This window comes from Paenibacillus glufosinatiresistens, assembly GCF_031470375.1.
In the GTDB taxonomy this organism is placed as follows: Bacteria; Bacillota; Bacilli; order Paenibacillales; family Paenibacillaceae; genus Paenibacillus_AQ; species Paenibacillus_AQ glufosinatiresistens.
The window spans coordinates 251,931-278,380 of the sequence record NZ_JAVFHT010000002.1; the positions used below are offsets into that span (position 1 = coordinate 251,931).

General features: G+C 58.5%; 22 protein-coding genes, 2 tRNA genes and 1 riboswitch. Of the genes, 5 read left to right on the forward strand and 19 right to left on the reverse strand.

Annotation, left to right across the window (positions count from 1 at the left end; all coding sequences use genetic code 11):
• Positions 1-34: 34 nt before the first annotated feature.
• From RBI05_RS04280 to RBI05_RS04310, 8 genes are all read right to left on the reverse strand, one after another.
• A complete protein-coding gene (locus RBI05_RS04280; protein ID WP_310550224.1) occupies positions 35-2,365 on the reverse strand; it encodes a histidine kinase in 2,331 nt (776 codons plus the stop codon).
• A 72-nt stretch (positions 2,366-2,437) separates the two neighbouring features.
• Positions 2,438-3,007, reverse strand: coding sequence for a potassium-transporting ATPase subunit KdpC (kdpC, locus tag RBI05_RS04285; protein WP_310550225.1), 570 nt, complete (start codon positions 3,005-3,007; stop codon positions 2,438-2,440).
• Between the two features lie 16 nt (positions 3,008-3,023).
• Complete coding sequence (gene kdpB, locus RBI05_RS04290; RefSeq protein ID WP_150456852.1) at positions 3,024-5,051, reverse strand: potassium-transporting ATPase subunit KdpB; 2,028 nt, start codon at positions 5,049-5,051, stop codon at positions 3,024-3,026.
• 26 nt (positions 5,052-5,077) lie between these two features.
• Positions 5,078-6,745, reverse strand: coding sequence for a potassium-transporting ATPase subunit KdpA (gene kdpA, locus RBI05_RS04295; RefSeq protein WP_310550301.1), 1,668 nt, complete (start codon positions 6,743-6,745; stop codon positions 5,078-5,080).
• Between the two features lie 42 nt (positions 6,746-6,787).
• Positions 6,788-6,868: a K(+)-transporting ATPase subunit F gene (kdpF, locus tag RBI05_RS19285; protein WP_150457041.1), complete on the reverse strand. Its 81-nt coding sequence runs from the start codon at positions 6,866-6,868 to the stop codon at positions 6,788-6,790.
• Positions 6,869-7,085: 217 nt separating this feature from the next.
• Positions 7,086-7,430, reverse strand: a complete 345-nt coding sequence (locus RBI05_RS04300) for a hypothetical protein (protein ID WP_150456853.1) — start codon at positions 7,428-7,430, stop codon at positions 7,086-7,088.
• 162 nt (positions 7,431-7,592) lie between these two features.
• Positions 7,593-8,300, reverse strand: coding sequence for a response regulator (locus tag RBI05_RS04305; protein ID WP_150456854.1), 708 nt, complete (start codon positions 8,298-8,300; stop codon positions 7,593-7,595).
• On the reverse strand, positions 8,293-10,953 hold the full coding sequence (locus RBI05_RS04310) for a sensor histidine kinase KdpD (protein ID WP_310550226.1): 2,661 nt from the start codon (positions 10,951-10,953) through the stop codon (positions 8,293-8,295). The genes RBI05_RS04305 and RBI05_RS04310 overlap by 8 nt, the downstream gene beginning before the upstream one ends.
• Before the next feature lie 290 nt (positions 10,954-11,243).
• Here RBI05_RS04310 and RBI05_RS04315 point away from each other — a divergent pair, with 290 nt between their 5' ends.
• The 3 genes from RBI05_RS04315 (at position 11,244) to RBI05_RS04325 (ending at position 13,632) form a co-directional block, all read left to right on the forward strand.
• Positions 11,244-12,803: a glycosyltransferase family 39 protein gene (locus tag RBI05_RS04315; protein ID WP_310550227.1), complete on the forward strand. Its 1,560-nt coding sequence runs from the start codon at positions 11,244-11,246 to the stop codon at positions 12,801-12,803.
• Position 12,804: 1 nt separating this feature from the next.
• Positions 12,805-13,071 carry a hypothetical protein gene (locus RBI05_RS04320; protein WP_310550228.1) on the forward strand — a complete coding sequence of 89 codons (267 nt, stop codon included), beginning with the start codon at positions 12,805-12,807 and terminating at the stop codon, positions 13,069-13,071.
• Positions 13,072-13,194: 123 nt separating this feature from the next.
• Positions 13,195-13,338, forward strand: a riboswitch (cyclic di-AMP (ydaO/yuaA leader).
• Between the two features lie 120 nt (positions 13,339-13,458).
• On the forward strand, positions 13,459-13,632 hold the full coding sequence (locus RBI05_RS04325) for a hypothetical protein (protein ID WP_191089460.1): 174 nt from the start codon (positions 13,459-13,461) through the stop codon (positions 13,630-13,632).
• A gap of 117 nt (positions 13,633-13,749) precedes the next feature.
• Here RBI05_RS04325 and RBI05_RS04330 read toward each other — a convergent pair whose 3' ends face one another.
• A complete protein-coding gene (locus RBI05_RS04330) occupies positions 13,750-15,039 on the reverse strand; it encodes an MFS transporter (RefSeq protein ID WP_310550229.1) in 1,290 nt (429 codons plus the stop codon).
• Between the two features lie 27 nt (positions 15,040-15,066).
• Positions 15,067-16,308: an ATP-grasp domain-containing protein gene (locus tag RBI05_RS04335; protein ID WP_310550230.1), complete on the reverse strand. Its 1,242-nt coding sequence runs from the start codon at positions 16,306-16,308 to the stop codon at positions 15,067-15,069.
• A 217-nt stretch (positions 16,309-16,525) separates the two neighbouring features.
• On the opposite strand from RBI05_RS04335, the gene RBI05_RS04340 reads away from it, so the two are divergent.
• A complete protein-coding gene (locus RBI05_RS04340; RefSeq protein ID WP_310550231.1) occupies positions 16,526-17,092 on the forward strand; it encodes a hypothetical protein in 567 nt (188 codons plus the stop codon).
• Positions 17,089-17,499 (forward strand): DUF2000 family protein, encoded by a 411-nt coding sequence (locus RBI05_RS04345; RefSeq protein WP_310550232.1) that lies wholly within the window; start codon positions 17,089-17,091, stop codon positions 17,497-17,499. The genes RBI05_RS04340 and RBI05_RS04345 overlap by 4 nt, the downstream gene beginning before the upstream one ends.
• Before the next feature lie 127 nt (positions 17,500-17,626).
• Here the strand turns inward: RBI05_RS04345 and RBI05_RS04350 are convergent, their stop codons facing one another.
• The 9 genes from RBI05_RS04350 to pyrF form a co-directional block, all read right to left on the reverse strand.
• Positions 17,627-19,885 carry an amylo-alpha-1,6-glucosidase gene (locus tag RBI05_RS04350; RefSeq protein WP_310550233.1) on the reverse strand — a complete coding sequence of 753 codons (2,259 nt, stop codon included), beginning with the start codon at positions 19,883-19,885 and terminating at the stop codon, positions 17,627-17,629.
• 197 nt (positions 19,886-20,082) lie between these two features.
• A tRNA-Ile gene (locus RBI05_RS04355) sits at positions 20,083-20,156 on the reverse strand.
• Between the two features lie 48 nt (positions 20,157-20,204).
• A tRNA-Met gene (locus tag RBI05_RS04360) sits at positions 20,205-20,278 on the reverse strand.
• A gap of 95 nt (positions 20,279-20,373) precedes the next feature.
• The gene (locus RBI05_RS04365; RefSeq protein WP_310550234.1) at positions 20,374-21,711 is read right to left on the reverse strand and encodes an extracellular solute-binding protein; all 1,338 of its coding nucleotides are present in this window, start codon (positions 21,709-21,711) and stop codon (positions 20,374-20,376) included.
• Positions 21,712-21,834: 123 nt separating this feature from the next.
• A complete protein-coding gene (locus RBI05_RS04370) occupies positions 21,835-22,650 on the reverse strand; it encodes a response regulator transcription factor (protein ID WP_150456863.1) in 816 nt (271 codons plus the stop codon).
• Positions 22,647-24,413 carry a cache domain-containing sensor histidine kinase gene (locus RBI05_RS04375; RefSeq protein WP_310550235.1) on the reverse strand — a complete coding sequence of 589 codons (1,767 nt, stop codon included), beginning with the start codon at positions 24,411-24,413 and terminating at the stop codon, positions 22,647-22,649. The genes RBI05_RS04370 and RBI05_RS04375 overlap by 4 nt, the downstream gene beginning before the upstream one ends.
• Positions 24,414-24,621: 208 nt before the next feature.
• Positions 24,622-24,786, reverse strand: a complete 165-nt coding sequence (locus RBI05_RS04380; RefSeq protein WP_191089462.1) for a hypothetical protein — start codon at positions 24,784-24,786, stop codon at positions 24,622-24,624.
• 120 nt (positions 24,787-24,906) lie between these two features.
• Positions 24,907-25,548 (reverse strand): orotate phosphoribosyltransferase, encoded by a 642-nt coding sequence (pyrE, locus tag RBI05_RS04385; RefSeq protein WP_310550236.1) that lies wholly within the window; start codon positions 25,546-25,548, stop codon positions 24,907-24,909.
• Positions 25,545-26,315 (reverse strand): orotidine-5'-phosphate decarboxylase, encoded by a 771-nt coding sequence (gene pyrF / locus RBI05_RS04390; protein ID WP_223879777.1) that lies wholly within the window; start codon positions 26,313-26,315, stop codon positions 25,545-25,547. Before pyrF ends, pyrE begins: the two co-directional genes overlap by 4 nt.
• Between the last annotated feature and the right edge of the window lie 135 nt (positions 26,316-26,450).

Genomic DNA, 26,450 nt, shown 5'->3' on the forward strand with positions numbered 1-26,450 from the left:
TTGAATACAAATGTATACAAATCTCCACCGGTTGTCAAGAAGGCTTCCGCGTATCGAAATCGGCCACAATCAGCATATCCATGTGTCGGCCGTTCCGCAGCAGATAATGGACAAGGCTCTCCTTCAGCCACCCGTTCCATCGGCGGCGCTTCGGTTGTCCGATAATGAGCTGTGTGGTATGCAGCTCGTTCATCCGCTCCAGCAGATGACGGTGCGCCTTGGCTCCGCCGGCCGCTTCGCTCACTTCCAGTCTGCCGCCGAGCCGACCAGTCAGCAGCCGGAGCGTCTCCAGCCGTTTCTCTTCCTCCGCTGTCCGGCAGGAGCCGCACTGTACATAATGCACTACCCACTGCGCTTTCAGCCGGTGAGCGAGGCGGAACCCCCGGCGGATCAGCCGTTCCGCCTGCGGGCCCAGATCGACACAGACGAAGATCGCCTCCTGCCGGCCCCAGGAGCCGCGCCGGGCGGCGTCCCGGTCCCAAGCCTCCAGCCGCTCGTCGACATCGTCGGCAATCTCCCGCAGAGCCAATTCCCGCAGGGCGATCAGATTGCCCAGCTTGAAGAAGGATCCCAGCGCCTGGTTCACTTTGTCGGGCGCGTAGATTTTGCCTTCCCGCATCCGTTCCTGCAGCATCTGGGGCGTCACATCGATCAGCTCCACTTCGTTCGCCCGCTTCAATAGGGCGTCGGGGACCGTCTCCCGCACCCGCACGCCGGTGAGCTGGGCGACCGCATCGTTCAGGCTCTCCAGGTGCTGGACATTGACGGTCGTAATGACCGAGATCCCGTTCTCCAGGAGCCGCATCACATCCTCATAGCGTTTGCGGTTGCGGCTGCCGGGCACATTCGTATGGGCCAGCTCGTCGACCAGCACGACCTCGGGATGCCGCTTGATAATGGCGTCGGTATCCATCTCCTCCAGTACAGTGGATTGATAGGGAATCCGGGCCCTGGGGATGATATCCAGAGCGCCGATCTGCTCCCGGGTCTCTCTGCGCCCGTGGGTCTCCAGCAGGCCGACTACCGCGTCGATGCCTTTGTGCAGCAGCAGGTTGCCCTCCTGGAGCATTTTGTATGTCTTGCCGACGCCCGGAGCGGCTCCGATGTAGACTTTCAGCGTGCCCTGGCGGATACGGTCGATCTTCCGCTGCAATTCCTGGCTGCTCGGCCGGTGGAACGGGTCCTCCGGCTGCTTGCCGCCCGCCGCCTTGATCGGCAGAATCCGCTCTCCTTCCCGCTCGGCCCGGTCCGCCATCAGGAACAGATCCATGCTCCGCGTCCGGCGCAGGACGCGGATGGCGCTCCCGCCCTGCCACCGTTCCTGGCGGCGGTTCTTCTTGGAGTGCCCCATGACGATGCGGGTCACGTTATGCTGTTCGGCATAGCGGACCAGCCCCGGCGCGAATTGGCGCGGGTGCGTCAGCTCCAGCTCTTCATAGTGCGCGCCGACACGCTGGACCAGCTTCGTAATCGACTGTTTGAACGTCTGCTGTTCCCGGGTCAGCGCCTTGCCGCGGACCAGAAAGGTCGCCACCATCAGCTCGCCGTTCAGCCGCTTGGCGATCTGCTGGCCTCTGCGGACATAGAGGGAGCCGTTCCAGTGATACTGCGCCGATACCAGAATCCGCTCCACCGCGCCCGACGGCCCCGACAGGCCGTTCTCTTCGCGGTGCTTCTCCAGCGAATCGTTGACGCCTTCGGCGACCAGCCGCAGCGCCGCTTCACGCAGCACCGCCAGATTGCCCCGCCGGGACAGCGCCGGATGCGTCTCGCCTCCGAGCAATCCTTCCTCGACCCGCTTGAGAATCGTCTCCGGCGAGACGTCGATCAGACGCACCTCGTCGGCCAGCTCCAGCGTATCCAGCGGCACGGTCTCTTCTGCACGGATGCCGGTCATCTGAAAGATGGGTTCCTGCATCCCTTCCAGCTCATAGACATTGACTGTCGTGATCACGCTGATTCCGTTGTCCATCAGATAGCGGATATCCTCCAGCCGGGTCGCATGGCGGGCTCCCTCGCGGTTGCGGTGCGCCAGACCGTCGACCAGCACGACTTCGGGATTGCGCTCGATCAGCGTCTCCAGCGGCAGATCCTTCTTCTCCCTGCCGCTTCTGTTCATCCAGTGGATGCTCGGAATCCGCTCCAGCTCTTCCATCTGCTGCACGGTCTCCGCCCGCTGCATCGTCGATACCGCACAGCAGACGACATCAATGCCCCGCTTGCGGAGGAGCTTGCCTTCCTCCAGCATGTGATAGGTCTTGCCCGAACCGCTGACGGAGCCGATGATGATCTTCAGCCGTCCCCGGTGCAGCCGGTAGATCGAATAGAGAATTTCTTCAGGCGTCTTGCGCTTATAAGGGGGCATTGCGGCTTCTCTCCTTCCTCGTTAACGCCAAAATCCCCGTCCGCTTTCAGAGCGGACAGGGAGGGTTAGATTTTACCGCTTCACCAGCTTAGACAGCGCCAGGTTCAGTTCCAGCACGTTAACGTGCTTCTCGCCGAACAGCCCCAGCTGGCGGCCGGCCGTATGCTCCTTGACCAGCGTTCGGAGCGCATCCTCTGCTACGCCGGATGCCTGGCTTACCCGGGGAATCTGCGCCTCTGCGGCTTCCGGCGATATGTCCGGGTCAAGACCCGAGCCGGAATTAGTAATCAGATCAACCGGCAGCCGGTCAACCGGGACCTCCGGATTCTCCTTCTTCCACTGCTTCACCGACTCGCTCACCCGTGCCAGATAATCGGGATTGGACGGTGCGTAGTTCGGCGTACCCGAAGAGGCGGCATTGTACTCAATGCTAGACACGCGGCCGTGAAAGTAACCCGGCGAGGCAAAGCCCTGGCCAATCAGCGCAGAGCCGACCGGCTGGCCGTTGTCTCCGTAGACGATGCTTCCGCTCGCCCTGTCCTTGAAAGCGATCTGGGCAATGCCCGTTACCGCCAGTTGATAAATTATGAAAAGAGCCATAAGCGCCAGGCTTGTTCGGATCGTTATCATTAGCGTCTTCATCTGCAACGCATCCTTCCTACACCATAAATTGGACAATCAGGTCAATCAGCTTGATGCCGATGAACGGCACGATTACACCGCCCACTCCGAAGATCAGCAGATTGCGTCCGAGCAGCCGCGAAGAGCTCATCGGCTTGTAGGCTACGCCGCGCATCGCCAGCGGAATCAGCAGCGGAATAATGACGGCATTGAAGATCAGCGCCGAGAGAATGGCGGAGAGCGGCGAATGCAGACGCATGATATTGAGCGCATCCATCTCGGGAATGGCAACCATGAACATGGCGGGAATGATGGCAAAATACTTGGCAATATCGTTCGCAATGCTGAAGGTCGTCAGCGCGCCGCGCGTCATCAGAAGCTGCTTGCCGATCGACACCACCTCGATAATCTTCGACGGGTCCGAATCCAGATCGACCATATTGGCCGCTTCCTTCGCGGCCACGGTTCCGCTGTTCATCGCGATGCCGACATCGGCCTGCGCCAGCGCCGGCGCGTCGTTCGTACCGTCGCCCGTCATCGCCACGAGCTTGCCTTCGGCCTGTTCCCGCCGGATGACCGCAATCTTATCTTCCGGCTTGCTCTCGGCAATGAAGGCGTCCACGCCCGCCTCCGCTGCAATCGTCGCCGCGGTCAGCGGATTGTCGCCGGTGCACATGATGGTCTTGATGCCCATCTTCCGCATCTGGTCAAACCGTTCCCTCATGCCCGGCTTCACGGTATCCTTGAGATAGATCAGGCCATAGATGGTCTGGTCGACCGCGACGGCCAGCGGCGTGCCGCCTGCCGAGGCAATCGCATCGCTTTTCTCCTGCAATCCCTCGGGAATAACGCCTCCCTGGGCGGCCACCCACTCCTTCACGGCATCAACCGCTCCCTTGCGCACCCGGCGTCCGTCCGGAAGATCGACGCCGCTCATCCGGGTCTCGGCCTTGAATTCAATAAATTCGGCCCCTGCGGCAATCTTGTCGGGCACCGACAGACCCAGCTTGCTTAGCAGCTCCAGCACCGACCGGCCTTCCGGCGTCTCATCCTGGATCGAAGCCGCCGCCGACCAGGACGCAACCTCCTGTACGCTGTACGTACCGACCGGAACGAACTCGCTCGCCATCCGGTTGCCGTAAGTAATCGTTCCGGTTTTATCCAGAATGATGGTGTTGATGTCCCCGGAAGCTTCCACCGCTTTGCCGGACATGGCCAGCACGTTGAACTGGGTCACCCGGTCCATTCCGGCAATCCCGATGGCTGAGAGCAAGCCGCCGATTGTCGTAGGAATGAGACAGACCAGAAGGGCGATCAGAATCGGAATATCGAGCGTAATGTCAAGATAATTAGCAAATACAGGAAGCGTAATCACGACAATCAGGAAGATCAGCGTCAGGCTGACCAGCACGGTGTTCAGCGCAATTTCGTTCGGCGTCTTCTGGCGCTTGGCGCCTTCGACCAGCGAGATCATGCGGTCCAGGAAGGACTCGCCGGGATCGCTCGTAATTCGCACCTTGATCCGGTCGCTGATAACCTTGGTCCCGCCGGTTACGGAACTGAAGTCCCCGCCCGCTTCCTTGATGACAGGCGCGGATTCCCCCGTAATAGCCGATTCATCGACCGATGCCAGGCCCTCGATGACTTCGCCGTCCCCCGGGATCATCTCTCCCTGGGAGACCACGACGACGTCGCCCTTGCGTAGCTCCGTAGAAGGAACCGTCTTGATCGTCTGCCCGCTCACTTTGTTCGCGGTAATTTCGCGTTTCGTCCGCTTGAGCGAGTCGGCCTGGGCCTTGCCCCGGCCTTCCGCCAGCGCTTCGGCGAAGTTGGCGAACAGAACCGTGAAGAGCAGGATCAGGGCAACAGACAGATTGAAGCCCCAGGAGACCGCCCCGCCAAAAGCATCCGGCTTAACCACCAGAACCAAGGTTACAATAAATCCAAGCTCCACCACGAACATGACCGGATTGCGGAGCATGATCCGCGGATCGAGCTTAATAAATGACTGTTTGATCGCCTCCAGGGCGATATCGCGCGAAATGGCGCTTTTTCGGTTGCTCATTCTCTATTCCTCCATCCGGTTGGCGGTTAAGGCTTCAGGGTCAGAAATTCGGCGATCGGTCCGAGCGCGACGGCCGGGAAGAAGGTCAGCGCGCCCACAATCAGCGCAGCGCCGATGAAGACTGCGCCGAACAAGGCTGTATCGGTGCGGAAAGTGCCGCTTGTCTCGGGAACGCTCTGCTTGGCAGACAGGGACCCGGCTACGGCCAGCAGCGTAATCATGGAGAAGAAACGCCCCAGATACATGACAATTGCCGTGGACACATTCCAGAACGGCGTTGCGTCGCCCAATCCTTCAAATCCCGAACCGTTGTTGGCCGCCGACGAGGTATACTCGTACAGCGCCTGGGACAGACCGTGGAAGCCGGGATTGGACAGTGTTCCCGGATGGGCGTACAGCGCCAGCGCCGTCGGCAGCAGAATCAGCAGCGGACTGACAATGAGCGTGACCGCAATCAGCTTCATCTCCTTGCCTTCCAGCTTCTTGCCCAGAAACTCCGGCGTCCGTCCGACCATCAGACCGGAGAGGAAGACCGCGATCATCGCGTACATCAGCACGTTCATCAGACCGACGCCCGATCCCCCGAACACGGTATTCAGCATCATGTTCGTCATCGGAACAAGACCGCCGAGCGGCGTCAGCGTATCATGCATCGTGTTGACCGCTCCCGTCTCCGAGGCGGTCGTCACCACGGAATAGAACGAAGACTGAACCGTGCCGAGGCGCACCTCTTTGCCTTCCATTGACCCCTGCGAATGATCAATGCCGAGTGCATTGACCACCGGATTGCCCGCCCGTTCGCTGGTCAACGATATGGACAGCATAACCAGGAACAGCACCAGCATGGAGACGAACAGCACCCGGCCCTGCTTCTTGTTCCCGACCATTTTGCCATAGGTGAACGGCAGCGACATCGGGACCAGCAGCATCAGCAGAATCTGCAGCGCGTTGCTGATTCCGCCCGGATTCTCGAACGGATGGGCAGAGTTGACCCCGAAGAAGCCGCCGCCGTTGTTGCCGAGCTGCTTGATCGACAGGAAGCTGGCTACCGGTCCGCGCATAATCTCCTGCGCCGCGCCTTCCAGCGTCTGTACCATGGCCGATCCCTGGAGCGTCTGCGGAACCTTCAAGATAACGAAGATCAGCGCGGCGATGAATGACAGCGGCAGCAGAATCCGGGTTACGGCCCGGATCAGATCGACGAAGAAATTGCCGAGCGGCTTGCCTGTAAGCGCCCGGATCAGAGCCATCGCCCCGGCAATCCCGGTAGCGGGAGAGACGAACAGCAGGAAGACGATGCCGAGCATCTGCGACAGGTACGACAGGCCGCTCTCTCCGCTGTAATGCTGCAGATCCGTATTGGCCATGAAGCTGACCGCCGTATTAAAGGCAAGCGTCGGCTCCATGGACGGCACGCCGGCCGGATTGAGCGGCAGCGAGCCTTGAATACGGAAGATCAGATAGACCATGGCAATCATTACGGTATTGCTTAGAAGCAGAGCCATGGCGTACTGCTTCCAGGTCTGCTGTTCCTTGCGGATTCCCCCGATGGCGTAAAGAGGCTTCTCCAGCGGGCCGAACCAGCGGTCCAGCCGGCTTGCCTCGTAATCAAAAACTCTGGCGATGTACAGCCCCGCGGGGCGCGCCAGCAGCAGAGCAACAATAATCGTTGCCGCTACGGCGATAAGCGAAATCATGGTCACGGGGAATCCCTCCTGAATAATTAAGAAGATCGGTTAAAATTTCTCCGGATTGATGAGCGCATACGTCAAATACAGAAAAAGCGCCGCCACCAGGACGGCCAGCACTACCATCATGTCCGCTCACTTCCTTCATCGACTGTCTTGGAAGCCCACTTCCACAGCCCGGCCATCAGGGCGCCAAGCAGCAGCAGCAGAGCAATCATGTACACATCCAGCATCGCGATTTCCTCCTCCGACTCTCTTAAGCTTCTCTTGTTATGGACACTCTAAAGCGTAGCATTTCCCCCGTTAATTCAGGATTAGAACCTGCCGGGAACAGATTAAGATCGCGTTAAGATCGGCTGCGGTATACCTCTTCCCCAAGCGTCCGGTTGACTGCCCGGATAAAAGCGCCATAGCCGCCGTCCGCGTCTGCCCGGCCGGGCAGCGCCCGCCGGAGCGTCTCTTCGATCCGCAGCCGGTCGAACTGATAGCTCCCGTTCAACAGCGCTGCCATTTCGGCGCGGGAAGCGCCCTCGGCGAACCGGGCGGCCGCCCGGTAGACCTGCATATCCTCATACATCGGTTCCCCTTCTGCGGTTCCCTTCAGTTCCCGGAGCCGAACCGCCCGGCCTGCGGCGGCTGCCGCCGCAAGAAAGGCTGCCCCCATTCCGGCCCATCCCCATGCTTCGTGCATCTTGACCCTCGACCTCTCTTTAGTAGAATCGATTCAAGCGTACCACCGGCGCCGTTAGCGTGAGATTAGAGTCCCGGACCGCGAATAAAGATGGCATTAAAAAAACGCCCCCATCCGCTGTATCGCGGATGGAGGGCGTCAGGAGACACGGTATGGCGGGGGTCAGGATTCTTCCCCGACCTGAAGCATCCGGTAGCCGATGCCGATATGAGTCTGAATCAGCTTGGGCTGGCCGGAGCCTTTCTCAATCTTCTTGCGGAGCGTCGCCATGAACACGCGAAGCGCCGGCACATCATAAGGGTGGTTGCCCCAGATGGCGCGCAGGATATAATTGTGCGTCAGCACCTTGCCGGAATTCTTCGCCAGCAGGCACAGCAGCTTGTATTCGCTCGGCGTCAGGTGGATCTCCTCCTCGTCCACCCACACGCAGCCCGCCGAATAGTCAATCCGCAGCGGTCCGTTGACGAACCGGGACGCATCCCGTTGAAGCTTGTCGCTGTCGTTGCGGATGCGCCGCAGACTGACCCGGAGCCTGGCCAGCAGCTCCTCGACGCTGAAGGGCTTGGTCAGATAATCGTCGGCGCCGGCATCCAGCGCCTCGATCTTGTCGCGGTCCTCGCTGCGGGCGCTGACGACGATAATCGGCAGATTGGACCAGGCCCGCACCTTGCGAATAATGTCCACTCCGTCCATATCCGGCAGCCCGAGGTCCAGGACCATCAGGTCCGGCTGCCGGGACACCGCTTCGATAATGGATGCCTCGCCCGTCTCCGCCGTCTGATAACGGTAGCCCTGGGTCTCCAGCGTCGTCGTGATGAGCTTGCGGATCGGCCGGTCATCCTCCACCACCAAAATAAAAGGCTTATTCATAACGGTTCACCTCCGCTGCCTGCAGGGTTAAATAAAACACCGTTCCTCGGGGCATCCGGTCCCGGACGCCGATAATGCCCCCATGAGCGTTCACAATCGACTTGCACAGGGACAGACCCAGGCCGAGCCCGCGCCGTCCGTCGCCCCGGACATTGTCCGCCGTGTAGAACATTTCGAACAGGCGCAGCTTCGCTTCGTCGGGGACGCCGGGGCCGTCGTCCGCCACCTCGATCTCGACCATCGCACCCTGCCGCCGGGCCGACAGGGTAATGTGCGAGCCTTCCTGCGTATACTTGATCGCATTGTCCAGCAGGTTGATCAGCACCTGGACAATCAGCCGCGAATCCATCCGGGCCAGCAGCAGATCGCCCTCGATCTCCGTGCGGATCACATGCTTATCCCGGTTCCGGCTGAGGTGAAGCAGGGCTTCGGCCGCCACTTCCTCCACCAACTCGGCCTGCAGGTTCAGATTAAGGCTGCCGTTCTCGATCCGGCTGATGGAGAGCAGGTTCTCCACGAGGCTGATAAGCCACATGGAATCGTCATAAATATCCGTGTAGAGACTCTGCTTCTGTTCTTCGGTCAGCACGCGGGAATTGCCGACCAGAATGCCGGCATTGCCCGAAATACTCGTAAGCGGAGTGCGCAGGTCATGCGAAATTCCGCGCAGCAGGTTCGCGCGAAGCTGCTCCTGGCGAATCTGCATGACAATCTCCCGCTGGCGTTCATTCAGCCGCTCCTTCTCGAGCGCAAGGGCGCTCTCCCCGAGCAGCGCGGTCATCAGGCTGCGCTCGAATACGCCCAGAGGCTCTTCTCCGTCCATCACCACCGCAGCTACGGCCATGACCTGGCCGCCGCCGCGCACGGCATGATACAGCCCGCGCGCTCCGAAGAAGGTGTCGGTCGTCGCTCCGGCGCGCTTGTCGTTCTTGTAGACCCAATCGGCGACGGCCCGCTCGTTCTCGTCCGTATAGCCCCCCGGCAGAGGGCCGCCGTCCGGCTTCGTGAAGATCATCGGCTCGGACAGCCCTTTCTCCCCGGCGGCATAGAGAATGACCGTTCGGTCCAGCAGCTTCACAAGCTGGCGGGCCGTCTCCTCCAGAATGCCGGGGATGTCCCCGGCCTGCTGAAGCTTGCGGCTCGTCTCCAGCAGCACTTCCGTCCGGTACGCCTTCTGCGCCGACTGGCGGGCCTGCTGCCGGACCCGCGTCGTCAGCGTGCTGGTCAGGAACGAGGAGACCAGCATGACCGCAAACGTGACCGGATAGCCCGAATCATACGCCCGGAGCGAGAAGTACGGCGCCGTGAAGAAATAATTGAATACCAGGACGCTGAGCACCGACGACGCTACGCTGTAGAGCCGGCCCTTGGTTACCATGGCATTCAGCAGAACGCCGAGAATATAGACCGTTATAATGTTGGCGTCCTTCATCTCCCAATGCTGAAACACGAAGCCGATTCCGGTGCAGACCGCCAGGATGGCGGCGGTCCGGGCCAGGTCGGCCGGGGACAGCTTCGGCCCGGTCCGCCGCCGGAGATTCCGGCGCGGCGCAGTGTTCGTATAGGGAATGACGTAGGTTTCGACCGCCGGTACAAGGGCGGTCAGCCGGTCTACGACGCTTCCCTTGGCCCATTTCCGTCTGCCGGGGGAACGGCCAAGCACGATTTTGGAAACCCCGCCCGCCTTGACATATTCGGCAATCTGTCCGGAAATGTCTTCTCCGTATACCGTGGCCACCTGCGCGCCGAGCTGCTCGGCCAGCCGCAGATTGCTGCGGAGCAGCTCCTTGTCCCGGGCCGAAGCCGCCACGGTGGCCGGCGTCTCCACATAGAGCGCGGTGAAGCGTCCGTGAAAAGCCTCCGCCATCCGCGCGGCTGTACGGATGACCTTCTGGTTCGAGGCTGCGGAAGACAGCCCGACCAGAATATGCTCCTTGGTGCCGTAATCGCTCTTGCGGGCCTGGTCGCTGATCTGGATGGCAATCCGGTTCAGCTGCCGGGCCGTACAGCGAAGCGCAATCTCCCGGAGGGCCGTCAGCCGCTCCCGGGTATACAGGCCCGATCCGTCCGCCGCTTCCGCTCGGGAGGAGCCAAGCTTCCCCTGCCGCAGCCGTTCAATCAGGTCGCCCGGGTCCAGATCGACCAGCTTGATCTGGTCCGCGCTCTCCAGCACATGGTCGGGAACCCGTTCCTGCGCGGCTGCTCCCGAGATGGAGGCGACGATATCAGTCAGGCTCTCGATCTGCCGGACATCAACGGTCGTATAGACGTCAATCCCGGCGCGGAGCAGCTCCTCCACATCCTGATACCGCTTCTTGTGGCGGACGCCGGGACGGTTCGCGTGGGCCAGGTCGTCCACCAGAATCAGCTCCGGCCTGCACTGCAGTGCCAGATCCAGATGCAGCTCGCCTGCCCCCTCCTTCGCTTCGCCCAGCCCCAACGCCGGAATACGCTTCAGCCCGGCCAGAAGCGCCTCCGTCTCGGGCCGGCCCCGTCCGTCGGCAACGCCGACGGCCACATCGGCTCCGCCTTTGCCCTCCTCCAGCCCGGCGCTGAGCATCGCATAGGTAGTGCCGACGCCCGGCGCGTAGCCAAGAAAGATCTTCAGTTTCCCGCGGGCGCGCGGCGCCGCGTCCCGTCTGCCGGATTCCATCAGTTCAAGCCCGCTTTCTTCTGTCAATTTACAGATACGCTTATATGCTCATTTCATTATCTGATAGTATAGCATGCGGCGGATCAGCGTCGTATTATGACTTCCGGCTGCGCATTAAGATTGCATTAAGATGAGCTGTTCTGCGCCTACCTTGATCCGCTACTATGACGCCGCTTGCGTTCCGGGAGCGCCACCGCCTCTAGGGGGGGCGCTAGGGAAGGTGAGCTTTCAGCTATTTTTCAACCTTAGTGTGTAGACTGGGCCTTATGCTGAAAGAAAGGAGATCTGCCATGCTGCACCGATCCGTTAACCGGACGCTCTATGGGCTGCTCGCCCTGTTCATGGGACTCTTCGTCGTCTCGTCGCTGTTCCTGCGGGCCAAATACAATTACGGGGTCTACGGCGATACCCCGATTCTGGAACGCCAGAAGCCCTTGATTCTGCTTGCGCTGTCGCTGCTCGTCCTTCTGGGCGCAGCCGGCCTGTACCGCTTATCCCGCTGGTTGGAGAAATATCCCCGGCGCGCCGTAATTCCGGGTGTTCTGCTGCTCTCCTTCGCCGTACAAGCGGCCATTGTTCTGCTGTTCCCGCGCGTGCCGACCGATGACTCCCAGACCGTGCTGTCGCTCGCCCTGGATATGCTCTACGATCATGACTACTCCTCCTTCCAGTCCGGCGGGTATCTGTATATGTTCCCGTTCAATTTCTCGGTCGTGCTGTACCTGCGGACCCTTCTTGCCCTGTTCCCGGACAACTATTTGACCATTAAGCTGTTCAGCATCCTGTTCACGCTGGCGACCGCCTGGCTCATCTATCGGATCGACCGGGAGCTGAACCCCAAGGAAGAGCGCCGGGGGTACGGCGTGCTGTTAGCGGCTGCGTTTTTTCTGCCGGCGCTGTTCATGAACAATCTGATCTATAACGACGTTATCGCCACCGCCCTTCTGACCGGCTCGGTGTACGCCTGCATCCGGTTCGTCCGGCGCGGCGGGCCGCTTGGCTGGATTGCACTGTCGGCTGCGCTGCTGGCGGCCGGGAATTATTTTCGCAGCATCGGCGCCCTCTTTCTGATTGCCGCCATTCTGTATATTCTGCTGTCTCTGCGGTCGGTGGGCGTCAAAAAGGCGCTGCTGGCTCTCGTTCTCCTCGCGGGCCTCTTCAACGTTCCGTCCTGGACGCAGAACGCCGTTCTTCAGGCGTCGGGCATTACGAACGAGCCGGTGACGAAGAACTCCGCCCCCGTCTACATGTGGCTGAACATGGGACTTAACACGGATACCTGGGGGTTCTGGGACGAGCGGGAGAGCTACAGCATTTACCAGAACGAGGCCGGGTACAACCAAGCCGCCAGCTCCGTGCTGTTCAAGCAGGAGATCAGGCGCAAGCTGTCCGAAGCTTCTCCCGGCGAACTCGTCGGCATGTATTACCGCAAATTGATCTGGACCTGGACGGAAGGAACGTACCAGCTTGACCGGTACGGCATAGGCAATCAAAGCGAGGGCGGGAGAGGAATGGGCAGAGGCAGCCTGATGGGCGGCTACAGCTACCAGACCGCCGCGACCCGCACGTTCACCAGCGATTCCGCCTTACGTTCAGGGCTGCTCTGGATTGCCTATACAGCCAACTTCCTGCTCTATGTCTGCACGCTGGCGGGACTGGTTCTGAGCATCCGGCGCCGCCGGTTCGACGAAGCGCTTCCGGTGTTGATTCTTCTCGGCTTCATTGCGTTCTACCTCGTCTGGGAGATCAAATCGCGCTATATTTATCCGACGTACCCGCTGCTGATTCTGCTGGCCTGCATGGGCTTCAGAGCGATTCGGGGCCTCCGTCCGGCCAGGGAGGGGGATTAACATGCGAAGAGCGATACGGCGGATGCTTCTCCTTCTGCTTGCGGCAAGCTGCCTGCTTCTGACCGCCTGCCATGTTATATCCGACCAGAGAATCACCCGGTCCGGCTCGTTCCCCGGAATGGGCGGCGGCATGCGGGGCGGAACCCCGCAGAGGGAATGGCCGCGGCCGGACGGCGGCGGCCGGACGGACCAGAATCAGGCCCCGGACGGCGGCGGGGGCCAAGCCCGGCGGGAGGCTCCGGGCGGCAGCACGGGACAAAATCCGTAGAAGCATCCGGTATCCGGGTCCGATTTCCCGCCCGGCTGTTACAAACGCCCACCTAGAGGGTAATAGATTCATGTAACCAAGCCTGGCATTTTTGGGATTGCATTCCGGGAATGCGGAAGGTATACTGAAGTTACGCTTAATTTTCAGCCTTGTGCTGAGAAGCGGGGGAACCAGTTAATTGGGGCGAATCATTCCGTGACAGGAATGTAGGGTACCATCTTACCCGAGTCCGTCAGCTAACCTCGTCAGCAGTGGATGGGTCTATTTATTTGCGAATACGCAGAGGCCCTGTTCCGGGGCCTCTTTTTTGTCCCCTTCGCTGGCGCAGGCTGTACAATTTCACGGGTTGCCTCCTTCATCCATTATGAGATCAAAGGAGTGTTGGATGTGAATACAGTCAACAATATGGGACAATTGCCGATGCTCTACGATGCCGGAGCGAAGCTGAAGGGAACAGCGGACCGCTTCAGCGATTATTGCCGCACCCTGATGGATTGGGAAGAACCGCTGGACCTTCTGCAAAAGCTTGTGAATCCCGATGACGGGGATTTGATGGACTGACTCGGCCGCGGGGCTCTGCAGCCGGCATGACGGCTTGCCCTTTTACTGAATGCACATCCTAAACGGCAGCCAAGAAGACTCCTTGAGCTGCCGTTTTGTTGTGCCAAACGCCATTCGTTAGGCCCGTGCTGAACGTTCTTCGGAGAGAGGCGGCTGCTTGTTTATCCCCTGCCCTTCTTTCTTTCTGTCCCGGTAGAGCAGAACCAGCATTAGCAGCGAATAGAGCAGACTTAAGGCGAGTATCAGAAGCCATAGCCGACCCAGGCTTATTTGTTTCAGAAGCACCCCTGTCAGAGGCGGGCACAGCGTGTAGCCGAGACATCCGACAAACAGCAGGATTCCATTCATTCGTCCTTGATGCGTGTCGGGGACGCGGGACGCCGTGAACAAATTAATATTGGTTTGAATTAAGATTTCTCCCAGGGTCCAAATCACGGTCGAAGCAGCTACCAAGCCGAGATAAGGATGGGCACTTAATAAGGACAATCCCCCAAAACCGGCTCCATACAATACCGCTCCTACCGCTATCGCAACCAGCGGATTCATCCATCGCGTAACATTCAATAGAACCGTCGTCGCCAGAATGACAGTGATTGCATTAACGGTCATTACGTATCCGAAGTAAGTCGCCCCTCTGTCCCCGAAGCTTGTGTTCATCTGCAGCGGAATGCTAAATGAAGCCTGCATGTATATGAAATAATTCAGGAAGGAAATCACGACAAACCAGGCCACCAGCGGTCTTAACCGGAGAACCCAGTACCATCCCGCCGCAGGTTCCGAAGCCTGGACGCCGGCTCCCGGGGCTTGGCGGTGCGCTGTTCCGGCATTCGACTTTGTGGAAATATTCACTTTGTATTGAATGATGGCCGTGGACACCAGAAAAATAACGCCGATTCCGCCAAAAACATAATCCATATGGTGTCGGATAAATAAGCCCGCAAGCAATGGTCCCAGCGCGATGCCCAGATTGACGCCAAGATACATCAGAGAGAAGATCGTCTTTCTTTCTTTCTCTTCGGAAGACAGCTGAATGACAAGCGCATTGTAAGCCGGACGCGTTATGCTGAGAAAGAACATAACCGCAATAAGAAGATAAGCCACCAGGTAAGAACCCGGCACCAACGCGCATCCTGCAACAATAAGGCCCGCTGCAAGCTGGCCCAGGACAATAACCATCTTCTTGCCGATCCGGTCACTAAGATAGCCGCCGAGCAGCACACCGGGACCGCTGGTCAGAGCTGCCATGGACACGAAGGTTCCGGCGGTCAAAGCGCTCAGTCCCAATTGAATGGTTAAGAAGAGCGTAATTAAGGAGAACACGAAATCGCCCATACTGTTGATGGTCCGCGCCAGACAAAGATAATAGACTTCTTTACTCAAGCCGTGGTACGTTTTGAGCCATTTCAATAGTCTTCGCTCCTTGATAGATAGTCATCAGACCGGTTCGGGGGCCATCACTTGGATTTCAAAACGATGGTACATATCTAACAGCGTTTCACGAAGAGTTTCAAAATCACGGCCTTCGACGATGGCATATCCTGAACGGGTCATCGTGTCTCTCACATCGCCCGCCTCCTGGCCGATCCGATAGGAAACATTGAAGTCAAGAAGCCCCTCTACATCGGCATAGTCCTCTTTTTGCGAAATTTTTTGAATGATGCCGGAACGGGACGGAAAGCAAACCATGCCGGTAAATTGATCAGAAGGCGTTCTTCGTTTTGGCTCATAAAGCCCTAGCTCCAGCTCGCTAATTGCATCGAACAGATCAATGCCGTGCGTATTTCGGATGCATGGCGGCATGACCTGGGCTCCGCCGATTCTGGCGCCAATCTCCCCAAAGACAACCTCACCCTCGGCTGTCAGAAACAGCTCGGCATGAGTTACGGAATTATTGATTCCAAGCGCAGAGATTGCACGGCGATTAATGTCCCGGATAAGATCCACGTGCTCCAGACCCGATCCGTCGGGAATCGTGATACTGGCAGGAGGCTTCCCTTGGGTGGCAATATCAAGGCAGTTAAAAAGATACTGGGAGACCGAGGAGAAAACCACTTCTCCCGCGGAAACGATGGAATCACAGTGAAACTCTCTGCCCGTAATGAATTCCTCCAATAGGTCCCTTTGTCCGTTACGGCGGAAATCGCGGATATAGTTCCGCAGTTCTTGCGCATCCGATATTTTGAACGTGTTAATCGTGCCGAACCCGCTGAGGGGCTTTACAATGACAGGAAATCCGTTCTTCTCTATAAAATCCTCATAGTCTCCGATATTCATGGCAACAACCGCCCGGGCGGTGCGAATTCCGCGCTGCTGCAGCATCTGCTTCATGATCCATTTGTTCCTTACGGCGAGCGCCTGATTCTTCTGAAGCCCGGGAATCCCATAAGCGGAACGGATCTCCCCGCCAATCTCAATCGCATTCTCTCCGGGCGTCAGAAGCGCCGCAATGCTGTGCGTCTGCCGGATTTCCTCAACATGATGGGCGATCTGATCCCTCGCTTCCAGTCGGTCTATAAACCGGATTTCATCGAAATAAGGCTCCAGAACCTCTTCCTGCTGCAAATTTTCGCGTTCAATGACAAGGATCTTCCGGTACTGCGGAAATCGTTTCAGTGGCCGGATGAAATTCAAAACAAACGGCAATCTGAAATCCGATATGTAGACCAATGCCTCCATCGCCGTTCTCTCCCCCTTTAAAAGAATTGTATAAATGGATAAAAATTGAATTTGAATAAAATATATATCAGTTTTTAAAGTAAATCAATTCCGGATTGCGGTTTATTAAAACATTAAAGCATAAATACGTCAATTCTTTGATGTATTAAATTGTTAATTGACAAAATCGATTAGCCCCCCCTTAGAATCATCCTTGATTTTAAATTTAAGGGAGGAAATGGAAGTGATTACTTCAACCAGTTCTTATTCCGTTCTTGGAACACTGGGAGATTCGGAAGGATTTCTTACGTGCAGCATGCATGTCGCTAAAGAATGGGATCACGCCGATCAAATCAGGGCTTATCCTTTATTCGAGACGGCCGCCGAGGATTTGCGTTCCGAGAAAATCGACTGTCTGTTGGTGCCCGCTGCCTATCCCCACTTGGGCCGCTTTATAATGGACCGGGATCTGAAAGCGGCCGAAAGCTTTATCCGCCAAATTCCGGCGCTTGTTCTCGGGGGAATGGAATCCGTGCCGTCCTTCAGCACTGAACAGGTCTACCATCATCCGGCAACAACTCACCTGCTGTCCGAAATTGATACGGAGTATCAGGAAACCGTCGGCGTTGCTTCCAACTCGGAAGCCTGCAGAAGGGTTCTGGAGAACCCTCAAAGCTCTGTATGTATTACCAACCAGCTCTGTGCGGATTACTACGGACTATCAACCTATAAGATTCTACGTGAAGGGATCCGAATGCCATGGATTTGTTTTACCAAAATGACGGACAGCCGATTACGCCCATGAACCGTATTGCCATTCTTGTGGACAAGAACCTGGAATCCGGCGCTGCCGCGAACGCAGCGGCTCTGTTGATGGGGCAAGCCGTCCGGATGACACCGGACCTCTATGCCGAAGCGCCAGTCCTTGACCGGAACGGAGTATGCCATGCCGGTATCCGGTACAGCACGATTATTCTGAAAGCCGGTATCAATCAGCTTCTGAATTTGATCCAAAGCTTAAATACCAGCGACACCTCCCTGCAATTCGCCGTCTTCTCGAGAACCGGACAAGCGATGAACAATGCCTTTGAACAGTATGCCCTCCGGATCGCTTCAATGCCCACGGAAGAGACCGGTCTCTCCGGCATGGTCCTGTGGGGAAGCGACGAGAAGGTCCGGGCGGCTACCAAGAAATTCAGCGTGTTCGGCTAGACAGCCAAAAACCCTTGCAGCAGCGCAAGGGTTTCGGGTAGTGGGCCCTACAGCGGCAGGCAAGATTCCCTTGCCTGCCGCTTTTACGTGAATGACCTGTCCGGATCTTCAATCATCTGAACTCGTGCTACTCCCTGCGCCGCTTCCTCCGCCCCTCCATAACCGGGTGCACCTTCCCTGTCAGCGGTTCCGCGAACTTCACGCCTTCAAAAGCCCGCCGCTCATCCTGCTTCCGCTTCAACCGCTCCGAGGAAGGCAGGCTCTTCAGCTTCTGCAGCGTCGAACCCGTTCCATCCGCAAGCTCTGCCGTCAGTTCACACTCTGTCCGTGTAATCGACAGCTTGGAACCCGCCGTTACGCCTACGCGCAGCACCTCAAAAGGCGCGATATCAATAACCGCCGTGATGCCGACTCCGTTAAAGGAGTAGGTATAAATCTGTGCTTCTTCCCCAGGCTCGTATACGAGGCCAATGCTTCCATCGCTTACTTTAACCCGTGTCTGCAAACCTTCGATCTCACGGGGAAGCCGGGGCGCCAGCGTCAGCACGCGGTTAATCATGTCCGGCCGGATTCCGAGGAAATACTGCACCCATACCCGCAGCTGCTCGGCATTTGACCAAGCCTGGAGGTACGCGCCCGTCAGCTTGGCCCAGCTCTGGCCCTCGCGCGGGTAAGCGTCCATATTCTCGCACAGTCCGCCGACCACGCCCAGGTTCAGCGCCTGATGGTTCATATTCTTGAACAGCTCGAATGCGGTTTCTTCCTGCCCGGCTTCGATCATCCGCTGCATCGCAATGCCGTTCAGCCAGAGCCAGACCGCGCCGTTGTGGTAGGCTTCATCCTTGTGATAGTCCTCGGTCAGATGGTACGGATGGAAATTCGGATGATGCCGGTCCAGGGAAGCCGTCCCCCACGGGTATACCAGCTCCTCCCAGGCCGTCCGGACGGAACGATCCACAAAATCGCGGTCCCCGATCATATCGAGCGCGAACAGCTGATTCGGACGAATCGAGAATTCCGGCTGATCGTTCCTGTCGAGGCGGTCGGCCAGATAATCATGCTCCGCATCCCGATAATCGTGTTCAAAATACCGCTTGAGCCTGTCGGCTATGCCGCTCCAACGGGCTGCGGACCCTGAATCGTTCATGTACTCCGCAAAGTAGACGCCTGCCAGCAATTGATGATACCATAGCGCCTGAATATCATTGGCCCGGGTATCGCGAGGCGAAAGGGACTTCAGTTCGGCGTCGCGGGCGTCCATCCAGGTCTCGTTGTCGTCATGAAGCAGATACCCCTTATCGTCCGTCCAGTTCCGGATTGCCCCCTCAATGCTGTTCATCACCGCGGGGTACAGCTCTGGAATGACGGCCGTGTCCCCTGAATATTTAACATACTCCTGAAGCTGGATAATAAAGCGCGGCGTCCCGTCGGTCGTATGGTAATCAATATTTTCCGGCGCGAGAATGTTGGGAACCCGGCCGAAGTAACGGGAGGTCTCGTCGGTGTTCTGGTATTTGGCAAAAGACAGCAAAATATTGCGGGCCGTCTCGAACTGCCCCGTTACAAGCACCGCTCCCGGAAGAGAGATGAACTGGTCCCGGCCCCAATACTCATTGAACCAGGGAAGCCCCGCATAGATTCCGTCCCCCTGCTGCCGGGTCACCAACTGATCCATGGTGATATGCAGCCAGTTCAAAGCCAGGGCAAAGGAATCCCCGCCGCCTTCCAAATAGGCATTTTCGCTCAAAAAAGTTTCCATGCGCTGCATCCGTTCTTTTCTCCTGGCATCGCCGGTTCTCCGAATATCCTGAATCCGTCCTGCCGCTTCCTCTGCGGTCTTGGCTGCCGCGATATAGAATCCGCCCGCCGCGCCGCCGGAGCTCACGATTCCCTGCTGAACCTTCACCGGCAGACCGCTTGCCGAACCGACAGCAAGGGTCCATTCCTCTGCCGCCGCCGTGAACACAGCAAGTCCGTCCGCTTCCTTCGTCAAACGGACCTGTTCGCCCTTCAGCCGGATTCCGATGCTCTCCTGTGCGCCTGCAAGGCGAATCTCCAGAACGTTGGCATAATCGAACATCCATAATTCCTCTGTCAGCGCTCCATGCTTGCGCTCCAGCTTGTAGGGATATACCCACACCTCGGCCTGCCGATTGTCCAGCTTCTGCCCATCCGCCCACAGCTCATAGCCGCCGAAGATTTGGCGCTTGTACAGATGGAGGCCCTCGAACTCCGCATGCTCCGCATGATCGTTCACATGAGATTGCGTGTAATAATAGGCCGCTTCCTTGTTGGTAAAGGAAACACCGCGATTGGCCTCCGCCGGTACAAACCGCTTCATTTCGTCCAAGATGTGCCGGTTCGCTGATTTAGGTTCCGTACTCATCATTTCCCTCCGTCTATATTCGGATTTTTGGCTAAGTCCTCCTTCAGACCAGGCAGCCCCCATTAAGGCAAACGCTTGCACAAAGCCATCTCCCATTGTAGCAAAAGAATCAAAAACTTGCAGGTACAAGAAACGGTTCCTTCTCTATAGGACCCACAGACAACAAAAACCCCTTGCTGCGCAAGGGGTCTGAAAAGTGGGCCCTACAGGACTCGAACCTGTGACCAATCGGTTATGAGCCGACCGCTCTAACCAACTGAGCTAAGGGCCCTAATGAATGACGTGAGTGCCAGTGTGCCTGAAGTCCGGAATTCATTAATTGCGGGGGCAGGATTTGAACCTGCGGCCTTCGGGTTATGAGCCCGACGAGCTACCGAGCTGCTCCACCCCGCGTCATTTGTAAGTCGGACAGCGACAATAACTAATATACATGATTGGCCTGCCGATAGTCAAGGCCGCCTCCTAAGTTTCTCCGGCGGCCTCTTATGTCAGATCCCCTTCTCGATCCACTCCTTATGCTTGGCGGCGAACTGCTCGGGCGTTATCGCCATCCCGAACAGCGCCTGAATCATATCCAGATGGGCCTGAGCTGCCCCCGGCTTCATCTGCACGTCGGCGAACAGCGTCAGGCTGCTCGCCCGGTTCAGCTCATTCAGCAGATCGACGTACAATTCAGGCAGGCCGGCGCTTCCGGTGTCCACTTTGGTGGCGGGAATGACGCCCGCCGTGGCGACGGCCTCTTCTCCCCACTTGGAGATGAAATATTGGACAAATGCCTTGGCCTCTTCCTTCACCGTCGACTCCTCGGCCACGAACAGTCCGACGCCGGGGCCTCCGACCCAGCTGTCTATGCTTCCTTTGCCGCCGCTGTAGGTCGGGAATTTGAAGAATCCGACTTTATCCCGGAAGGACTGCGGAATCTCCGGGTTGGTTGTAAAGTTCGGAAGTTCCCATGTTCCGGTCAGGTACATGGCCGCTTTTTCGCTGACGAATACGGATTTGCCCTCTTCGTTGGACAGCCCGTTGAATTCTTTGTAGAAGGCGTTCATCTTAACCAGGTTCTGCACTTCCTTCGCCGCCTTGACGAACGCAGGGTCCTGAAAAGAAGCCTTGCCGCTGATGGCCTGCTTCAGCGCCTCGCTTCCGGCAATCCGGTCCGCCAAATACATGTACCAGAGCGACCCGGTCCAGCGGTCCTTGTTGCCGAGGGCGATCGGCGCGACCCCGTTGTCCGTCAGCGTCCGGACGATGCTCTTGAGTTCATCGTAGGTGGTCGGAACCTTCAGTCCATACCTGGCGAACAACTCCTTGTTGTAGTAGACCGGGGAGATATTGAGCTCCAGCGGCAGCGCGTACGTACTGCCGTCAACCGCGAACGCCTCCGTAGTACCCGGCACGAACTGGTCGCCGAGCTCCGGTCCGATCAGCAGATCATCCAGCGGCGCGAACAAATTCGCCTTGACAAAAGGCTCCATTGAACCGGCCGCCCAGGTGATTCCGACATCCGGCAGCTCGTTGGAGGCCGACAGAATCTTCAGCTTGTTCTTGTACTGCTCGTTCTCCAGCACTTCCTGCTCAATCCGGATACCGGGATGCTCGGTCTCATACTCCCCAATAATCTGCGAGACCAGCTTATACTGCTGCGCCGAGCTCTCCGCCGGCCATAAATGCATCATGTGAATGGTCACTTTCGGCGTGGCGGTAGCGGCTGCCGGCTCCTTGGAACCGGAATCCGCGCCCGCGCCTCCCAGGCTGCAGCCTGCCATCGCTGCCGTACTTATCACCACGGCGGACAGAGCGCCGATGATTCTCGTTGTTCGGGACATGCTTTCAACCCCCACGGTCCGTGCCGTCTCTTTAAGTAAACGCTAACCTTGTACACTGGATTTCCGTCCGGATCGCTTCGTCTCACCCGAACGGTACGCTGAAACCCCCCTGCCGCAGCAGCGTCAGGCGATCTCGTCCGGCTGCCCGCTCATCTTCTTCCGGTAACGGCTGGGGCTGACTCCCTCCATGTCCTTGAACACTTTGATAAAATATTTGTCGGTCTTGTACCCGACCCGCTCGCCGATCTCGCAGATCGGAAGCTGGGTTCCGACGAGCATCTCCTTGGCCCGCTGAATCCGCAGGCGGGAGACATATTCGCTGAACGGCAGCCCGGTCCGCTCCTTGAACAGAACGCTGAAGTAGCTGACGTTCAGATGCAGCCGGGCTGCAATCTCGGCCATCGTCAGCGGATCGGCAAGCTGCTCTTCCACCAGCCGCATCGCCTCGCGCACCGGTTCGCCGACAGCGCTCCTGTCCGCTTCCAGCAGCTTCGGATCGACCAGATGGGTCAGCCGCTCCAGCCGCTCCTCCTCCGTCTCCCGTTCCAGCGCGGTCTGGACCACATCCAGCAGCTCGGCTTTATCCAGCGGCTTCAGCAGATAGTTCATCGCGCCAAGACGAAGCGCCTGCTGGGCGTATTCAAAATCGGCATAGCCGGAGACGACGACAATCATCGGACGCCGCTGAAGCTTCGAAGCAGCGGCCATGACATCCAGCCCGCTGACTTCCGGCATCCGCACATCGGTGATAAGCAGATGGACGGGCTCCTGCCGGAGACATTCCAGGGCTTCCACTCCGTTGTTGGCGGTCATAATCCGGTGCTGGCCGGCCGACCAGGCTTCCAGCGACAGCTTGATCCCCTGCCGCGTTCTAGGCTCGTCATCCACGATCAGTATGGTCTTGATCGGCTTGATGGTCTTGACGGTACTTTTTATCATAGGTAGGCTCCTCCGTCATTGGGAATTTCAAACCAAACCTTCGTGCCCTTTCCGGGCGCGCTCTCCACCTGCAGTCCCGATTCCATTCCTTCCCGGAAAGAGCGTCCATAATACAGCTTCAAGCGCTGCTGGACGTTGACCAGCCCAACTCCCGTTCCTTTGGCGGCGTGCGCCGGACCGCCGTTCAGGCTGTCCTGCAGAGCCCGCAGAGCCGGCTCATCCATACCGGAGCCGTTATCGGTCACCGTAATTCGCGTCCAGCCGCTGCATTCCGCCGCCTTGACCTCGATGGCAATTCTTCCGCGGCCGATGCGTCCCTCCACCCCGTGCAGGATCGCATTCTCCACAATGGGCTGAATCATCAGCTTCGGCACCGGGATCGAGCCCGTGTCCGTCTCCATGGCGATCTCCCACTCCAGGCGGTCGCCAAGCCGCATCTCCATAATCTGCATATACCGCTCGACATGCTCGCATTCCTCGCGCAGGGTCACCCACTCTTCCAGCCCGGCAGCCCCCGGCCGGCCGATGTTATACCGGAACAGCCGCGACATGGTAACCACGAATCCGGCAAGTTCTGTCTCCCCCCTGTCCTCCAGCGCCCAATTGAATGCCTCCAGCGTGTTGAACAGAAAATGGGGATTGATCTGCGCCTGAAGCGCCTTCAGTTCCGTACGGCTCTGAAGCAGTTCCTTCTCATAGACAACCCGGATCAGTTCGTCGATATGGGCCACCATGCTGTTGTAGGAATGGTTCAGCTCCCTCAGCTCCATCATCGACGTCTTGTCGGGATTGGGCGTCAGCTGTCCGAGCCGGGATTTGCGCATCGCGCGGATCAGCTTCATAATCGGGCGGGTAATCAGCGTGGATAAGAGAAAAGACATAATCAGGAACAACAGCGTTCCAATCGCGCCAGAGAGGAACATCGCCGTTCTCAGCGCGGTAATTCCCTCCGTCGCATAGCGGACCGGTGTCAGAACAATCAGGGTCCAGCGGGTCTTCTCGGAATACTGTCTGACAATGACCTGTTCCTCTCCCTCGTACTGGACCGTCTGCCCCGCGGCCAGAAGCTCCGAAAGATCGGCGCCCTGGCCCTTGCCGCCAAGCTGGACACCCTCGTCATTGGCCAGCAGAATCGTCTCTCTTCCCGCGGGCTGCGCCGGGTCGCTCAGCTGGAAGTAGCTGCGCTGCATCCGGGCCACGAGGTAGCCGCCGTTCGAGAACCAGCGGTCCAGCAGACTGATCCGCTTGACGGCAAGCAGGCTCTGATTGTCCTGGGGATCGACTCCGATCCAGACAACCCGGCCTTTGGCAAGGTTGGCTTGCCGGATGGCGCTCTGACTCATCCGCATCGTCAGGCTGCCGTCCCGGATCGGGAACATCAGCTGATAATCGGCGGTATAGAGCTCGAAGGAGCCGACGCCCGGAAGATAGGACTGGTAGGTCGAGAGAACCTGAAGCAGCGACTGGCGCTGATTAAAGGTTACCGGCTTGCCGTTCGCTTCATCCAGAAGGAGGTTCTGCACCGTGGACTGGTTGGAGGCCTGGGACATCAGGCTCTCAATTTGGCCGATCAGCGCATCCATTCGCCCGCTTGCCTGAACGGCGGTCTGCTGAATATGCCGCTCGGCGCTGTTCTTGAGCAGGGCGGACGCTTTCTCGTAGACCATGCTGCCCGCGACCGCGACCATAATAATCATGACGAAGACAAAGCCGATAAATATCTGGTTGCGCAGGGTATTATAGGGGCGAAGTCTTTGCAGCATAAGGGGTTTCCTTCTCTGTTCATGTATTCGTTTACACCTCTAATTTCGCCAATAATCGGGGGTATTGTCAAGGTTGAAAATCTTCCTGGACCGGACCGGAAAATATTCACCCCTTCCAAAATACGCCAAAAAGCCCTTTCCGAAAGCGCTCGAAAAGGGCTTGGCTCGCTTCTGCAGAGTCCGTTGACGTTGGCCGGACCGGCCTCCTTCAGGGAAGAAACCGGACTCCGTACCGTCCGCGGCGGGAACGATAAATTTCGACAAGCCGCGGGTCCTGATAGCCATAGATCCAGCCATCCTGCTCCAGCCGTTTCGCCAGGCAGCCGGCCTGGAATTTGGTTCGGAACAGCTTGGCAAAATAAATCCAGTTCATCGGGAACGCTCCTTTATGCCATGAGTACAAGGCTTATGCACTTATAGGGTTCCCGGCCCGGATTCCAAACTATGCGGCGGTCCGGCTGGAAGATCCCGCATATTCGGCTGGAACCGTCCATTATGCGCCGAAGCTCGAAGGGTCCTGTCTCCAGGAGCGGAGCAGCTCCACATCGCTCTGGGCAATCTTGCCATGCGACAGGGCAACCCCGATCAAGGTGCCATAATCCGACAGACTGTGCAAGGGCAGGTTCGCTTCGGCAAAAGCAGAGACGGCCCGGTCCAGCTGATAGCTGAAGATCGCGAGCACCGCAAGCGGCTCCGCTCCGGCCTCCCGGACCGCTTCTGCGGCCTTGATCGAGCTCCCGCCGGTAGAGATCAGGTCCTCGATGACCACGACCTTCTGCCCCGGAGCCACGCGCCCTTCAATCTGATTCTGCTTGCCGTGTCCTTTCGCCTTGTCGCGGATATAGGCCATCGGCAGGTTCAGCTTGTCCGCCACCCAGGCGGCATGGGGAATGCCGGCCGTCGCCGTCCCGGCGATCACTTCCGCTTCCGGATACTCGGAACGGACGTGTTCGGCGAATGTTTCTGCGATATAAGACCGAATCTCCGGATAGGAGAGTGTGAGGCGGTTGTCGCAGTAAATGGGCGATTTGATCCCGGACGTCCAGGTAAAAGGCTCCTGCGGCCGCAGCGCGACCGCTCCGATCTCCAGCAGGTAAGACGCGATCCGCTCGCGGCTTGTCAGCGATGTATTCATGCTTGCACCATCTCCTCTATAATATTCAGCGCGGCCTGCCGGGGATCGGCGGCGGCGGTTATCGGTCTTCCCACGACGATGTAGTGGCTTCCGGAGGCAATCGCCTGCCCGGGCGTCATCGTCCGGGACTGATCGCCAAGCTCGGCGCCCGCAGGCCGTATTCCGGGCGTGACGCTCACGAATCCGGGGCCGCAGGCCGCCGCGATCGCCTTCGATTCCTGCGGCGAGGCGACGACGCCGGAGAGCCCCGCTTCCTGCGCCAGCCTGGCGTAGCGCAGCACGGTATCCGCCACGCTGCCGTCGATTCCGATCTCGCCGTTCATAACGGCCTGATCGGTGCTGGTAAGCTGCGTGACGGCGATGATCAGCGGCTGGCGCAGGCTGCCGCTTGAGGCCAGGGCCGCCTCGGCGCCCTCGCGGGCGGCCTTCATCATCGCCGTTCCGCCGGCGGCGTGCACGTTGAACATATCGGCGCCGAGCGCCGTCAGGCTCGCCGCGCCGCCGCGGACCGTATTCGGTATGTCATGCATCTTCAGATCGACGAATACGGAGTAGCCGCGCGCCTTCAGCTCCCGGACAAACTCCGGTCCGGCGGCGTAGAACAGCTGCATGCCCACCTTCATATAGCAGGGGATGCCGTCCAGCTTGTCCAGCAGCGCCCGCGCCGATTCCGCATCCGGATAGTCAAGCGCAACCATCAGCCGGTTCGCCATTGCCGCCTGCCGCGTATTCAAGGACGACCTTGTTTGCTCCGCTTCACGGTTCATCTGTGTCATCACGATTCTCCTAATCTTAAGGATGGATTCCGGTATCATCTCCGGCCGAACCCCGGGACGGCCAGTCCTCGCGGTTCCCGGTCGCAGCGGAACGGTCTGCGGACCTGCCGCAAACCGTTCCTTTCA

Coding starts and splice junctions, on each gene's coding strand:
- RBI05_RS04280 (WP_310550224.1), bottom strand. CDS start 2,365: ATGCCCCCTTATAAGCGCAAGACGCCTGAAGAAATTCTCTATTCGATC.
- kdpC (WP_310550225.1), bottom strand. CDS start 3,007: ATGAAGACGCTAATGATAACGATCCGAACAAGCCTGGCGCTTATGGCT.
- kdpB (WP_150456852.1), bottom strand. CDS start 5,051: ATGAGCAACCGAAAAAGCGCCATTTCGCGCGATATCGCCCTGGAGGCG.
- kdpF (WP_150457041.1), bottom strand. CDS start 6,868: ATGATGGTAGTGCTGGCCGTCCTGGTGGCGGCGCTTTTTCTGTATTTG.
- RBI05_RS04300 (WP_150456853.1), bottom strand. CDS start 7,430: ATGCACGAAGCATGGGGATGGGCCGGAATGGGGGCAGCCTTTCTTGCG.
- RBI05_RS04305 (WP_150456854.1), bottom strand. CDS start 8,300: ATGAATAAGCCTTTTATTTTGGTGGTGGAGGATGACCGGCCGATCCGC.
- RBI05_RS04310 (WP_310550226.1), bottom strand. CDS start 10,953: ATGGAATCCGGCAGACGGGACGCGGCGCCGCGCGCCCGCGGGAAACTG.
- RBI05_RS04315 (WP_310550227.1), top strand. CDS start 11,244: ATGCTGCACCGATCCGTTAACCGGACGCTCTATGGGCTGCTCGCCCTG.
- RBI05_RS04320 (WP_310550228.1), top strand. CDS start 12,805: ATGCGAAGAGCGATACGGCGGATGCTTCTCCTTCTGCTTGCGGCAAGC.
- RBI05_RS04335 (WP_310550230.1), bottom strand. CDS start 16,308: ATGGAGGCATTGGTCTACATATCGGATTTCAGATTGCCGTTTGTTTTG.
- RBI05_RS04340 (WP_310550231.1), top strand. CDS start 16,526: ATGGAAGTGATTACTTCAACCAGTTCTTATTCCGTTCTTGGAACACTG.
- RBI05_RS04345 (WP_310550232.1), top strand. CDS start 17,089: ATGAACCGTATTGCCATTCTTGTGGACAAGAACCTGGAATCCGGCGCT.
- RBI05_RS04350 (WP_310550233.1), bottom strand. CDS start 19,885: ATGAGTACGGAACCTAAATCAGCGAACCGGCACATCTTGGACGAAATG.
- RBI05_RS04365 (WP_310550234.1), bottom strand. CDS start 21,711: ATGTCCCGAACAACGAGAATCATCGGCGCTCTGTCCGCCGTGGTGATA.
- RBI05_RS04370 (WP_150456863.1), bottom strand. CDS start 22,650: ATGATAAAAAGTACCGTCAAGACCATCAAGCCGATCAAGACCATACTG.
- RBI05_RS04375 (WP_310550235.1), bottom strand. CDS start 24,413: ATGCTGCAAAGACTTCGCCCCTATAATACCCTGCGCAACCAGATATTT.
- RBI05_RS04380 (WP_191089462.1), bottom strand. CDS start 24,786: ATGAACTGGATTTATTTTGCCAAGCTGTTCCGAACCAAATTCCAGGCC.
- pyrE (WP_310550236.1), bottom strand. CDS start 25,548: ATGAATACATCGCTGACAAGCCGCGAGCGGATCGCGTCTTACCTGCTG.
- pyrF (WP_223879777.1), bottom strand. CDS start 26,315: ATGAACCGTGAAGCGGAGCAAACAAGGTCGTCCTTGAATACGCGGCAG.